At 52.3% G+C, this 14,061-nt stretch carries 7 protein-coding genes; 6 read left to right on the plus strand and 1 reads right to left on the minus strand.

Annotation, left to right across the window (positions count from 1 at the left end):
- The first annotated feature begins 94 nt into the window (after positions 1 to 94).
- From DWZ67_RS10155 to DWZ67_RS10165, 3 genes are read left to right on the plus strand one after another with little or no spacing between them, the layout of a single operon-like run.
- Positions 95 to 484 (plus strand): hypothetical protein, encoded by a 390-nt coding sequence (locus DWZ67_RS10155; protein ID WP_243635148.1) that lies wholly within the window; start codon positions 95 to 97, stop codon positions 482 to 484.
- 18 nt (positions 485 to 502) lie between these two features.
- Positions 503 to 2,164, plus strand: a complete 1,662-nt coding sequence (locus tag DWZ67_RS10160; RefSeq protein WP_005833721.1) for a RagB/SusD family nutrient uptake outer membrane protein — start codon at positions 503 to 505, stop codon at positions 2,162 to 2,164.
- Positions 2,165 to 2,214: 50 nt separating this feature from the next.
- Positions 2,215 to 3,042, plus strand: coding sequence for an MBL fold metallo-hydrolase (locus tag DWZ67_RS10165; RefSeq protein WP_005833720.1), 828 nt, complete (start codon positions 2,215 to 2,217; stop codon positions 3,040 to 3,042).
- Positions 3,043 to 3,245: 203 nt separating this feature from the next.
- Here the strand turns inward: DWZ67_RS10165 and DWZ67_RS10170 are convergent, their stop codons facing one another.
- Positions 3,246 to 7,328, minus strand: a complete 4,083-nt coding sequence (locus tag DWZ67_RS10170; protein ID WP_120138763.1) for a two-component regulator propeller domain-containing protein — start codon at positions 7,326 to 7,328, stop codon at positions 3,246 to 3,248.
- 273 nt (positions 7,329 to 7,601) lie between these two features.
- On the opposite strand from DWZ67_RS10170, the gene DWZ67_RS10175 reads away from it, so the two are divergent.
- The 3 genes from DWZ67_RS10175 to DWZ67_RS10185 all read left to right on the plus strand — a co-directional run bounded on the left by DWZ67_RS10175 (position 7,602) and on the right by DWZ67_RS10185 (position 14,030).
- A complete protein-coding gene (locus DWZ67_RS10175) occupies positions 7,602 to 9,263 on the plus strand; it encodes a carboxylesterase/lipase family protein (protein WP_207888809.1) in 1,662 nt (553 codons plus the stop codon).
- A gap of 90 nt (positions 9,264 to 9,353) precedes the next feature.
- Positions 9,354 to 12,437 carry a SusC/RagA family TonB-linked outer membrane protein gene (locus tag DWZ67_RS10180; protein WP_057087441.1) on the plus strand — a complete coding sequence of 1,028 codons (3,084 nt, stop codon included), beginning with the start codon at positions 9,354 to 9,356 and terminating at the stop codon, positions 12,435 to 12,437.
- A 24-nt stretch (positions 12,438 to 12,461) separates the two neighbouring features.
- A complete protein-coding gene (locus DWZ67_RS10185; RefSeq protein ID WP_057087443.1) occupies positions 12,462 to 14,030 on the plus strand; it encodes a RagB/SusD family nutrient uptake outer membrane protein in 1,569 nt (522 codons plus the stop codon).
- Positions 14,031 to 14,061 lie beyond the last annotated feature (31 nt).

The raw sequence follows: 14,061 nt of genomic DNA on the forward strand, positions 1-14,061 counted from the left end.
TAAGTTATACCCACCCGGCTTAGGGTCGGGTGGTATATAACTGCCTTTTGATTTTCTGATTTTCGGCAACGGCTCCGTGGGCAATGACGTATTCATGTCCTACAGTTATAACTCCATATCCTATACGCTGAAGGAGATGTACGACCAGCGCTGGACGGCGGACGGGACTACCAGCCGTAAGTTTGCACGGCCGCAGAATACGAATGCAGACAAGTATGGCTTGTCCGATGCTTATATTTTTGACGGCTCTTATTTCCGCATCAAGCAGATACAGCTGGGATATACGTTGCCCCGGACGGTTACGAAGAAGTTCCTGGTCGACAAGCTGAGAGTATATGCCTCGTTGGATAATTTCTTCTTGTTCACCAAGTATCCGGGACTCGACCCGGAGGTTTCCTCCACGGCTACCAGCGGTATGGGCGTGGATTACGGAAATTATCCCACAACGAAGAAGGTGGTGTTCGGTTTATCAGTTACATTTTAAATAATAAATAGAAGAAATATGAAAAGAAAATATATCTTGTCCGGACTGTTGGCGTGTGCACTTACATTTTCCGCATGCGATGTCGATTTGCTGGATATTCCCCAGAAAGGTGTAGAGAATGAAGAGAATTATTATCAGACGGATGAACAGTGTGAGTCTGCCATCGCTGCTGTCTATGCGTCCTGGCGGAATGCTTATTCCGGGCGTGGTGAGAAAGCCTCGCAGTATGCCAACGGTTTCTTCCTGAAAAATTTCTTGGCAGACGATTTCAATTCGGGTGGTGCCCGCTCCGACCAGGTGTATGCGCAGGAGATATACGAAAGTGCGATAGTGGCCACGAACGGTTGGGTGGAAAACTATTATAAGAGGTTGTATGCCACGATTTATCTGGCCAATCTGGTGATTGAGCGGTTCGATGCCGCTGAAAGTGAAGTGAAGGCAAGAAACATTGCCGAGGCCAAATTCTTCAGAGCCATCTGCTATTTCGAACTGACCACTTTGTGGGGGACTCCTCCTTTGGTAGATAGGGTATTGAAGAATTCGGAAGAGTATAAGGTGCCCAACTCCACTGCCGAACAGTTGTGGAAATTCATGGAGACAGACCTTACGGAAGCTATAACTTCCGGGAAACTCACTTCGAAAACGAGTTTGGAAGACAGGGACGGGGGAACCCGCGCCACGTTGGAGGCTGCCCGCTGCTTGTTGGGAAAGATTTATCTGTATCAGGAGAAATATGCCGATGCCAAAAGTGAGTTGGAGAAGGTCATTTCTTCCGGCAAATATGATTTGATAGCCGATGTCAGCACATTCTATCATCCGGCCTCTGCCGGCTGCAAGGAGTATGTGCTGGAGTGTGTGCGCCATTACGACCCTTCCAACATGTATTCTCAGGAGGGCTGGTTCGGCATCTTGGCCAATTGGGGATTCGGCTATGGCTTTATAGCCGGTCCGGAAGCGTCCATGCACTATAAGTTCAACACTACCAGCGGTTACAGCTACTTCAATCCGTCGAAGTCTTTGTACGATGCCTTTGTGGCTGAGGAGGGTGCCGACGGGTATCGCTTGAATGCCTGGATCAGGACCTGGGAGCAGGTGATTGCCATGAACATTGCGGTGAACACGACTACCAACAAATATGCCAGCGAAGGCTATTTCCGTCTGAAATGGCTGGCAAGCACCGATGACGAATTTGTAGGGTATTGGTGTGGAAACCAGAGCAATACTCCGGTCATCAGATATGCGGATGTGTTGCTGATGGCTGCCGAGGCTTGCCTCCAGGCGGGAGACCAAGCCGGTGCCGACGAATATCTGGGCAGAGTGCGCGACAGGGCCCGTCTTCCCAGAAAGAGTCATGTGACGCTTTCCGATATAAAGCTGGAGCGCCGCTTGGAACTTGCTATGGAAGGCATGCGCTTCCAGGACCTGAAGCGTTGGGGGGATGCTCCGGCGGTATTGGCGGATAAAGGGAAAAAGTTACCGACTTTCCAGATTGTACCTGACCCGAATAATGACCTCACTACGGCGGCAGGCATCTACAACGCCCGTTATACGACCAAAACCACCTATGTCGATAATGAAAAGTCGTTGGCGGGTTGGACTCCCAATCGCGACGAGTGGCTGCCGTTTCCTGAAAATGAATTGGAGGTGAACAGCAACCTGAAACAGAATCCCGGTTATTGATTTATCTTGAGAAATTCACAATTCGGTTTAACTATATAAAGAAGAAAAACATGAAAAGAAACTTAGTGATATTTGCCCTGCTGTTTGTTTGTATGGCTATAGGGGCGCAAACGGTATTCAAGAATGAAGAGGTAGAGGTTTCCTTGTTGAAAGAGAAGACTTGGGTATTTTCCACTTGGGACTATACTACCATGTATCTGATAGAGGGCGAAGACAAGGCCGTGCTGATTGATACCGGCACGCGTTGTGCGGATTTGGATAAGATTGTGGGACAGATAACCGGGAAACCGCTGGAAGTAATCGTCACCCACATGCACCCCGACCATGCCGGCTGCATCAAGTATTTCGATAAAGTATGGATGCATCGGGCCGATACGGTGCTGGTGCCCCAGCATGCGGCGGATTATCAAGGAGAATTCCTCTATATGGAAGAAGGACAAGTGTTCGACTTGGGTGGACGCAAGCTGGAAGTGGCATGGATGCCCGGGCATACGCCCGGCTCGGTGGTACTCCTGGACAAGGCAAACGGAGACTGTTATTCGGGTGATGCGTTCGGCTCGGGTGAAGTATGGCTGCAGTGTGTGCCGATGTCTCCCATCGCCACTTTCCATGAGTCGTGTTGCCGTATGGAAAAGCTCATGAAGGAAGGGCACATCAAGGATATCTGGTGCGGACATTATCCTTATCTGAAATCTTCTTTGCCGCTGGCCTATATTCAGACGATGATACGTATTTCCCACAGGCTGATGAATGGAGACCAGGAAGGTTCGGAACCTTATTCCAACTATTTCATCAAGATGCCTCCCACTGCGAGGAAGTTGGCCGAAGGCCGGGCGATGATTGTATATGATTCGACTAATATTCCGGAAGCCCGGTAACACACATGGCTATTCCTCTCTCACTTTAAGGCGTAGTCCTTGTATGCACGAGATGTGCATCTCATGTATCTCGAGATGTGCATCTCGTGTTGTATGAGATGTGCATCTCGTGCATACAAGGGCCGGCTGTTAAAAGCATGAGGGTTATACCTTCACTCCTGAAAGGCATAACCCTCATACAACAAGCCAAGTAGCCCGTCCTTCTATTTGCCGTATTCGCTCGGACTTACTCCGAACTGCTTCTTGAAGCTCTTCGAGAAGTGGGACAGCGTGCTGAATCCCGTCATGTCCGCAATTTCCGAGACGGTATGTTTCCCTTCCGTTATCAGTTCGGCGGCACGGTTCAGCTTGTAGGTCTTGAAGAAGGTGCTGGGGCTTTCGCCGGTCAGTCCTTTTACTTTATAGTAGAACTTGGTGCGTGATATTCTCAGCAGTTCGGTCATGCGGGCAATGTCCAGTTCGGGGTTGGAGAGCTCGCTCTCCATCAGGTGGTAGAGTTCGGTCATGAAGACATTGTCTTGCGGGGAGAGGATGTTCTCTTCCATCTTGTCCGTCTGCGTGGCTTTTCCCAGCATGTTGCGCGCTTTCTCGCGGTTCTTGAGCAGCGACTTGATGAGCGCCAGCAGGTAGGCAGGGTCGAAAGGCTTGGTCACGTAGGCGTCGGCTCCCGTGTCCAGTCCTTCCACCTGGTTTTCCACGGTGGCTTTGGCCGTAACCAGAATCACGGGCAGGTGGCAGAGCTGCAAGTCTTCCTTTATCTCCCGGCAGAACTGGTAACCGTCCTTGCCGGGCATCACCACGTCACTCAGAACCAGGTCGGGTGACTCCTCATGCAGCGCCTTCAGCGCATCGTCGGCATTGAAGCGGCAGATTACCTTGTAGTGGGCGGAGAGGAGGGTGCGCAGGTAGTGTGCCACTTCGGTGTCGTCGTCCACCACCAGCAGGGTGGGTTGCTTCTCGTCGGTGCCGGTCTTGTTCTCGGCAGGCTGCGAGGCGGCGGCCAGCGGGAAGGCTTCCGACTGGTTGCTCTGTTCCGTTACCCGTTCGTCTTCGGCATACGCGGCGTCGTTCACGGGCAGGACGAAGGTGAACACGGCGCCGCTTCCCTCTTCGGACTGGCTGGCTTTCAGTTGCCCGTGGTGCAGTACGGCCAGGCTGCGGGCGTAGTACAGGCCGATGCCCGTTCCCCAGTTGTAGGTACCTTCGGCTTGGTTGCCTATCTGGTAATAGCGTTCGAATATCTTCTCTATCTTGTCTTCGGGGATGCTCTGTCCCGTGTTGGCCACGGACACTTTGACGTACTGCGTGATGCGCCCGTCGGCGGACAGGCCGAAGAGCCGCGCGGCTTTCTCACGGTCTATTACGTCGAAGCCGACACTGATTTTACCGCCTTGGGGCGTGAACTTCAGGGCATTGGACATTAGGTTGTTGAATATCTTTTCCACCTTGTCCTCGTCCAGCCACATCAGGAAGGTGTCTTCCAGTCCGTAGGTGTTCAGGTCGATGCCCTTGTCGTCGGCGTTCACCCGGAAGATGCCCACCTGGCGTTGCAGGCAGGCGATGAGGTCGGCGCGCTTCACTTGCAGGCGCAGGGTGTCGTTCTCCAGCTTGTTGAAGTCCATCATCTGGTTGACGAGCCTCAGCATGCGGTTCACGCTGCGCTGCACGATGTGCAGCAGGTTCTTGTCCGCACCCTCTATCCGCGGATTGGCGCAGAGCTGGTTCACGGGGCCGGAAATCATGGTGAGCGGCGTGCGGAACTCGTGCGAGACGTTGGCGAAGAAACTCATGTTCATCCGGTTCACCCGTTGCTCCTGCTCTTTCTCCAGGCGGGCGCGGCGGGCGGCCTCCTTTTCGGCGCGGACGCGGAGCAGGGCACGCAGGAAGAGAAGGGCGAGGGCGGTTGCCAACAAGAAGTAGATGCAGTAGGCCCACCACGTGCGCCAGGGGGCCGGATATACGCGGATGCGGATGGAGTTCTCGGCCTCCACGATGCTCCGGTCGTTGTTGGTGATTTTCACGTGGAACACATACTCTCCGGCAGGCAGGTTGGCGTAGTAGGCCTCGTGGTTGTTGCGGGCGTCTACCCAGTAGTTGTCGAAACCCTCCAGGTGGTATTGGTAGTGCACTCGTCCGTACTCGCTGTAGTTCAGGGCAGAGAAGGAGATGCTGAAACTGTTCTGGTCGTGCTCCAGGTGTATGTCGGGGCAGTAGGAGAGGTGCTTGCCGATGGTTCCTCCGTGCAATTGCGGACGTATCAGCTTGTTGTGTATCTTCAGGTCGCTGAACAGCAGCGGGATGTTGCGCTTGATGGGCACGTCGATGGGGTTGAAGAGCGTGAGCCCGTGCGTGCCGCCGAATGCCAGCGTCCCGTCGGGCAGACGGCACGAGGCGCGGTCGTAGAACTGGTTTCCGCCTATGCCGTCGGCGGCATAATAGTTGGTGAAGCGTCCGGCTGTCCGGTCATATTTGCTCAGTCCGTATTGGGTGCTTATCCAGAGGTTGCCTTGCAGGTCTTCCTCGATGCCCGATATGTCGAGGCAGGAGGTGCCGGGCATGGGTGTCATCCGTCCCGTTTCGGGATGGTAGCACATCAGCCCGTTGCCTACGGTACCTATCCAGAGAATGCCGTACGTGTCTTTGTACAAGGCCGTGGGGACGAATACGGAGCGGCGTATGCAGGCTTTCAGGTCTTCTTCCGCGATGTCCGCCGTGCCCGTCTCCAGGTTTTCGATGTCGATATGCTTGATGGGTTGGTAGAAGCCCGTCACCATCAGCCGGCGGTTATCCATCATCGCCAGGCCGGGCACGAAGGTGAACCCCTCGAAGAGCTTCATCGCCTCGAATTCCTTCTTGCCGGGGCGCAGGGCATAGACGTTGACCGTGGCGGTGCCTATCCAGATGGTTCCGTCGGGCGACTGGGCGATGGACATGGGCAGGAAAATCCGGTGCCGTTCCTCTATCTTCAGCTGCCCGTCGGGCGTGTAGCGTGCCTTCAGCACTTCATTGTTGGTGATGGTCATCCATAGGTTGTTGTCGCTGTCCACCATCAGCTGGTTCGCGTAGATGGCTTTCTGTTTCTCTTGCTCGCAGAACGTTTCGGGGTCGATGTGCCTGATTTCGCTGCTCTTCGTGTCATATACGTAGATGCCGTCCATCAGGGTGGAAATCCACAGCTTGTGGTCCTTGCCGGCGCTTAGCGACACCACGGACTTGTTGTTCAGCTCGGAGCGCAGGTAGTTGTCGTTGTTGAACCGCTCCTTGTAGTGGTAGCACACGGTGTACCCCTGGTCCACGGAGCCTATCCACAGGTTCTGCTGCGAGTCGGTGAACATCCGGCTGATTCGGAACCGGGGCATCTCGAAGGGGAATCCGTTCTCGTCCTGGCGGGTCACGCTGCCGGTGCCCGGGTTGTAGTAGAACATGCCGTGTCTGGCGGTGTTCAGCAGCAGGCCGTTGTTGCCGTAGGGGTGTATGTAGTCGATGTCGGCGTTGCACAGTGTGGTGTTCTGGGCGATGGGCTGCGGCAGCGGCTTGAAGCTGCGCGTGCGGGTGTCGAAGATGCTGAGGGTGTGGTTGCCGGTTATCCACAGCTCGTTGTTGTGCAGGTACGAGTAGTAGGGATAGCCGTTGAGGGCGACAGACTCTTTCAGCTGTAGGGTAGATAGGTCGTAGCAGCGGAGCCCGGTGGAGGTCATTACCCAGAGGTTGTTGTCGGGGGCGATGTGGCACTGTGCGTAGAAGGCATTTCCGGGGCTGATTTCGGGCAGCACGCAGGTAATCTTTTCCTCCCGGGGGTGGTAGGCGTAGAGCTGGAAGCCGGTGTTGAGGAAGATGCGCCCGTTGCGGTCTTCCAGAATCTGCCTCACGTTCTTGTTGTCGGCCTCGATGGGGATGATGCGGAAGTTGTCCTTGTCGGTGTATAGGCACACGCCGTTCACGGTGCCCACCCAGAAGCGGTTCTTCGAGTCGCGCAGCAGGTGGGTAATCTGGTTGTCGGGCAGTCCCAGCGAGTCGTCGGTGCAGAAGTACTGGTGGTAGTCGTGCACATTGTTCTTGTTCAGCCCGCGGAACGTGCCTATCCATATATGGCCTTGCGTGTCTTCGGCTATGGCGGTGACTTTCTGGTTGGAGAGGTCGTTGGCTATGACGGGGCTTTCGATTTCGGCATCCCGGTTTTCGGATAAGGGCTCTTTGGCGTCGCATGCCGACAGGCAGACGGCATACAGAGTTCCGGCCAGCAGGCAGAGCAGGGTACGGAGGATTTTCCGGTTAGACAAGGTCATATTAAAAGGTTTTGAATGATGTGCGAAAATAAGGATAAAAAATTGAATATAAGTTGCTTTGCAGCATGTTTTGAACAAAAAGGCAAACATTTGAACCTATGGGCAAGCGCTTTTAAACCTCCGGGCAAATCGTTTTTACATGTCGGCCAGTCCCTCCGGCGCAATCGGCGTAATATTGCAACCGGAAAAAGTGAACAAGTGAACAACTTGTCAACTCGTTCGCTGAAAGCAAGTCAAAGACAAATCATCAATTTTAAAAAACGATATACAACCATGAAAAGACAACCTTTATCCATGCTTGCGTTGGCCTCCCTGCTGATTCTCTCCTCTTGCGGACAGACAGCGGGCGTGAAGACCGCCGGCGCGCAACAAACCACGGGCGAAATCGTCGCCTCTTCCGAAACAGCCATCGCCCAGACCGAGTCGGGCAAAGTGGGAGGATTCCTGCAAGACGGTATTTATATATATAAAGGTATTCCCTACGCCAAGGCAGAGCGCTTCATGCCGCCTCAGCCTGCCGACAAATGGGAAGGCGTGCGTAGCAGCCGCATGTTCGGTCCCACCTGCCCCCAGGCGGTGCGTATGGGCTGGGGTGCCGATGAGCACGCTTTCGCCTTCCACTGGGACGACGGCTATCCCGGCGAAGACTGCCTGCGGGTCAACATCTGGACTCCGGGCCTGAACGACGGCAAGAAGCGTCCCGTCATGGTGTGGCTCCACGGCGGCGGCTATGCGGCAGGCAGCGGACAGGAACTTCCCTCCTACGACGGTTTCAACCTTGCCAAGAAAGGTGATGCGGTGGTAGTCACGCTCAACCACCGTCTCAACGTCCTCGGCTTCCTCGACCTTTCCGCCTACGGCGACAAATACGCCAAATCCGGCAATGCCGGCCTGCTCGACCTCGTGGCAGCACTTCAATGGGTAAACAAGAATATAGCCGCGTTTGGCGGCGACGCACAGAACGTAACGATTTTCGGACAGTCGGGCGGCGGCGGAAAGGTTTCCACATTGCTTGCCACTCCATCTGCAAAAGGGCTCTACCACAAGGCCATCGTTCAGAGCGGCTCCATGCTTCGCACGATGGATGCCAAGTATTCACGTCGCATCGGCGCTGCCGTGATGGACGAGTTGGGATTGAAAGCCTCGCAGATAGACGAGCTGCAGAAGATGCCTTACGAACGTCTGCTGGCCGCCGGTGAGAAAGCCGTTGCCAAGGTGAAGGCCGAGGCCGAGAAAGAGGACGGCGTATCCACCTTCATCTTCGGATGGGCGCCCACCGTGGACGGCGACGTGCTGCCCGCACAACCTTTCGACCCGCAGGCGCCTGCACAGAGCAAGGACGTGCCCGTGATGATAGGAACCACCTTGCACGAGTTCACCATGAGCACCTACGTGCCTGCTTTCCGCACCATCACCAAAGAAAAGGCCGTGGAATTCTTGAAACAACGCTACGGTGACCGCACGGACGACTTCCTCGCCGCCTTCGAGAAGGCTTACCCCGGCTACCAGCCCAAGGATTTGGTGGATGTGGATTTCGTATTCCGTCCCGGTGCGGTGGAGCAAGCCAGACTGAAAGCTGCACAGCAGGGTGCTCCGGTCTATATGTACATGTTCGCCTGGGAATCTCCGGTGCTCGATGGCATGTTCCGCAGCACGCACTGCATGGAGATACCTTTCGCCTTCAACAATGCCGTGGTCCACGTCTCCATGACGGGCGGCGGCGCCGAAGCGCAGGCCCTGGCCGAGAAGATGAGCGGCGCCTGGCTGAACTTCGCCCGCACGGGCAATCCCAATGCAGAGGGCCTGCCCCAGTGGGATGCCTATACCGAAGAGGGAGGAGCCACGATGTTCTTCAACAACCGTTGCGAGGTGAAGCACCACCACGACAAGGAGTTGCTGGAGGTGGTACGGGCGTTCCCTACACGGGGATTCTGAGGCTTTAAAATGAAAGCGATACCCAGTTAATTCTAATAATTGACTTGTAACCATAAATGTAACTATAAATCTAATTTTAAACTAACTAAAATGAAACGAATCATGAATCAAGCAGCCCGAAAGAGACTTGCCGCTATGTCACTCTTTCTCTTAATCTGCCTTCCTTTCTCTCTGGCACAAGCCCAGACCGTGAAAGTGACCGGCAAGGTGACTGACAACCTGAATGAACCGATGATTGGTGTAAGTATCGTAGAGAAAGGTACTACCAACGGTTGTATTACCGATATTGACGGTAATTATACATTGAATGTGAATCAGGGAGCGACCATCATTTTCTCTTACATCGGCTACGTAACCCAAGAGAAACAAGCCGTTGCCGGTGTGATGAACATTGTATTGAAAGAAGACAGCGAAACGCTGGACGAAGTGGTGGTGGTAGGTTACGGTGTGCAGAAGAAAAGTTCTGTAACGGGTGCCATTTCGCAGGTGAAAGCAGAGGACATGCAGAACCGTACCATCAGCAACGCCCCTGCCGCCTTGCAGGGTAAGACTGCCGGTGTGCAGGTAATCCAGACCTCGGCAGCTCCGGGCAGCAGTCCTACGGTGCGTGTGCGTGGTTACTCCTCCAATGTGTCTTCCAATCCTCTTTACGTAGTGGACGGTATCCGCCTGAGCGACATCAGCGGCATCGACCCGAACGACATCGCTTCCATGGAGGTCTTGAAAGATGCCGCTTCGGCTGCGATCTATGGTGCTGAGGCCGGTAATGGTGTAGTGCTTATCACTACCAAGAAAGGTAAGAGCGGACAAGGTAAGATTACGTATGATTTTCAATGGACCACACAATCATTGGCACGCATCCCGAAAATGATGAATTCCGAGCAGTATATCGACTACATGGTGGAATCGGAAACTTATACACAGGACTACCTGTTGAGAAATTGGGACGGTGTTACCAATACCTCTTGGTCTGATGAGATATTCGAGAACAGCCAGATGCAGAAGCACAACATCGCCTTCTCCAACGGCAACGAAAAAGGGAACTACTACCTCTCGCTGACTTACCTTGACAACAACGGTATCGTGAAAGGCGACGCTGACGTTTACAAACGTCTGACCGCCACCATCAACGGCGAATACGAAATTAAGCCGTGGCTGAAGGTGGGTACCACCAACCAGATTGAGAAATACAACAGTCGCACCGTTTCTACCAACAACGAATACGGCAGTATGCTGGCTTCCATCCTGCAAGCCGACCCGTTGACTCCCTTCTCTTATACCTACGAGGAACTACCCTCCCATATGCTGAAAGCTATGAACGAAGGCAAGCACCTGCTTGATGATGGCAACGGCAACTACTATTCTGTTTCCAAGTTCTTGGGCGGTGAATCCTATCACCCGATAATTATGCGCGACAACAACGCTAACAAGAACAGCGGTTTCAATGTCAACGGTTCTATCTATGCCGACTTCAAGCCCATCAAGGACATCACCATTACTTCCCGTTTCGGTTACCGTCTTTCTGGTACACGCCAGAGCAACACAGACCTTCCTTTCTATGGTAACGCCACACAAAGCCGTGATTTTGTGAGTCACAATGCCACCTCTTCCACTTCCATCTACTACCAGTGGGAGAACTTCGCCAACTACATGAGACGCTTTGGCATGCACACCGTGACCGGTATGGTGGGTATGTCCTATCAGGAATCTACCTACGATTATGTGAACGGCAGTCTTTCTGCCAACGGTGAGGATGCCGTGAAGAAGAACGACCCGCTGTTCTACTTCCTTAACTACGGTTCGGCTTCTGCCACCAAGGGCGTAGGCGGTGAAAAGACTCGTTCGGCCAAGATGTCTTACTTCGGTCGTGTGGGTTATGACTTTGCCGGACGCTATATGTTGCAGGCTTCGTTGCGTGCCGATGCAGCTGACCTCGCTATGCTTCCTGCTTCCAATCGTTGGGGTTATTTCCCTGCCGTTTCTGCCGGTTGGTCTGTTTCCGAAGAGAAGTTCTTTGAACCCTTGAAAAAGCACATCAGCAGTTTGAAACTGCGTGCCAGCTGGGGACAGAACGGTAGCCTTGCCGCATTGGGTGGCTATACCTACAGCACCGACATGGCATTGGGCGGCATCTATCCCTTTGTGCCGGGCAACAGCTACATTACCGGTGCAGCTCCTACCTCTATGGGTAACGAAGACTTGAAATGGGAAACTTCTGAACAGATAAACGTGGGTATTGACGCACGCTTCTTGAACGACCGACTGACTTTCAGTTTGGACTACTTCGACAAAAAGACCAAAGACCTGTTGGTAAATGGTACTACCCCGTCCCTCATTGTGGGAGGTAAGACTTCACCAATGAACGCCGGTAACGTAAGCAACAAGGGTTGGGAAATCGAACTGGGCTGGCGCGATCACATCGGTGACTTCCAGTACAGCGTACGCGGTAACCTTGCCACACTGAAAAATGAGGTAACCTACCTTGACCCCTCACTGACCCGTTTGAGTGGTGTGAACTTCCATACCAATACCATCACCTTCTTTGAAGAAGGCTATCCGGTTTACTACTTCCGCGGTTATAAATTCAAAGGTGTAGATCCGGAAACCGGTGACCCTATTTTCCACGATTTGGATAACAGCGGTAATTTGAACGATGGCGACTTGGACTATATCGGTGATGCTATTCCCGATTTCACCTACGGTCTGACATTGACTGCCGCTTGGAAAGGCTTCGACTTGACGGTATTTGCTACCGGTTCACATGGAAATGACATATTTAATTGCATCAACCGTTCCGATATTCCCACTTACAATAAGATGAAGGAAGTATTCTATGACAACCGTTGGACGCCCAATAATACCGGAGGAACTGTTCCTGGTGCAAACGCTAAGAATATGGACAAATATGCCGTATCCGATGCCTTGGTATACGATGGCTCTTATTTTAAGATCAAGCAGATTCAATTGGGTTACTCCATTCCGAAACAACTGTTGAAAAAAGTATGCGTCAACAACCTGCGTCTTTACGCTTCGCTCGACGACTTCTTCACCTTTACCAGCTATCCGGGCTTCGACCCCGAAGCCGCAGCCAATGCCACGGCAGGTATGGGTGTGGACAAAGGCGCTTATCCTTGCTCAAAGAAAGTGGTACTTGGATTTAATATAGAATTTTAATCAAACCTAAAATTGATACAGAATATGAAAGCAAAATATTTTTATGTCGCATTGTTCGGCTTATCCACTCTGTTAGGAACAACCGGATGCGAAGACCGTTTGAACATTCCGAAGCACGGCAATATGGGAAGTCAGGAAGACTTCTACAAAACGGATGCAGATGCCATGCAGGCACTCTCTTCTCTCTACAATGCTTGGGGAGGCAATTATTACAACTGGTTCTTTGTGAAAAATCTGTTGGCCGACGATGTATGGACAGGCGGTGGCGGACGAGGTGATAACTCAGAGATGGAACGGCTCAACGAATATACTTTCGATATTGACCATAGTATGGTGTCTGGAATATATTCGGGCATGTACGGCATTATCTACAATGCCAACCTGATAATTGACCTGATGGAACCCGATACACAAGTAAAGAAACAGGCGGTGGCCGAAGCAAAGTTCTTCCGTGCATGGGCTAACTTTGAACTGGTTACTTTATTTGGTACCGCTCCCAAAGTAGACCATTTGCTTACTCCGGGAGAATACCGTATGGCAAACAGCACGCCCGAAGAGTTGTGGAGCTTCGTCGAACAGGATTTGAACGATGCTCTTGATGCCAATGTGCTCCCCTCAAAGAAGAGTGCGACCGATAGCGAAACAGGCATCCGTGTTACCAAGGAAGTTGCGCAGGCCATGCTGGGTAAGGCATACCTTTTCCAGAAGAAATATGCAGAAGCCGCCTCTATTTTGGATCAGGTGATTGATTCCCATAAATATGAGTTGTGGAAAGGTGAATATGACAAGCTGCTCCATATAGCCGCCAACGGCAGTTGCGAATCGATGCTCGAAGTACAGAAACGCAATGACTCAGAGCAGGCATGGACCCAGATGACAATGACATTCATTATGCAGGGATGGCGTACCGACAAATTGATGCTTACCGGTGAGGCACAAACCACGATTGCTTCTGGTACGTATGGCTTTATGAATCCCCGTAAGTCACTATACGATGCTTTCGTTGCCATGGAAGGGAAGAATGGCTATCGTGTGAACGCAACTATCCGCACTTACGAGCAGGTAGAGCAATTTGGCGTATCGCTGAATGCAGGTGCCATGCTGTCAAATCATGAAGGTTATTTCAACTGGAAGAACCGTGCATTGAAAGAAGACTGTATCTATGACGCTTCTTATTTTCAGGCACTGCAATACATCAACCTGCGTGTGATGCGTTATGCTGAAGTGCTACTGTTGGCTGCTGAGGCGCATGTAATGGGTGGAAGCAAAGATAAAGCTGTTGCATATATCAACCAGATACGCGAACGTGCCCAGTTGGCACCGCTCTCCAGTGTTACCCTTGACGATGTGAAGAAAGAAAAGCGTCTGGAACTTTGTATGGAGTGTGTACGCTTCCAAGACCTTGTTCGTTGGGGCGATGCAGAATCTGTATTGGGAAATCAAGGTAAAAAAGTTCCTGCATTCAAAGTAGATGGAGTGACATACCCATATACCAATTCTTCTTATGGTTTCAAGTCCAAGCACAACCTGCTGCCCATTCCTTTGAAGGAAATACAACTGAATCCTAATATGGTGCAAAACGAGGGTTGGTAATTTCTTATACATATAATATTATAAAGAACAT

Source organism: Bacteroides sp. AF34-31BH, assembly GCF_003602795.1.
Classification (GTDB): Bacteria; Bacteroidota; Bacteroidia; order Bacteroidales; family Bacteroidaceae; genus Bacteroides; species Bacteroides uniformis.

Bases quoted from the DNA above. Each gene is read 5' to 3' on its own strand.
- DWZ67_RS10170 (WP_120138763.1), bottom strand. From the start codon at position 7,328: ATGACCTTGTCTAACCGGAAAATCCTCCGTACCCTGCTCTGCCTGCTG.
- DWZ67_RS10185 (WP_057087443.1), top strand. From the start codon at position 12,462: ATGAAAGCAAAATATTTTTATGTCGCATTGTTCGGCTTATCCACTCTG.
- DWZ67_RS10155 (WP_243635148.1), top strand. From the start codon at position 95: ATGTCCTACAGTTATAACTCCATATCCTATACGCTGAAGGAGATGTAC.
- DWZ67_RS10175 (WP_207888809.1), top strand. From the start codon at position 7,602: ATGAAAAGACAACCTTTATCCATGCTTGCGTTGGCCTCCCTGCTGATT.
- DWZ67_RS10180 (WP_057087441.1), top strand. From the start codon at position 9,354: ATGAAACGAATCATGAATCAAGCAGCCCGAAAGAGACTTGCCGCTATG.
- DWZ67_RS10160 (WP_005833721.1), top strand. From the start codon at position 503: ATGAAAAGAAAATATATCTTGTCCGGACTGTTGGCGTGTGCACTTACA.
- DWZ67_RS10165 (WP_005833720.1), top strand. From the start codon at position 2,215: ATGAAAAGAAACTTAGTGATATTTGCCCTGCTGTTTGTTTGTATGGCT.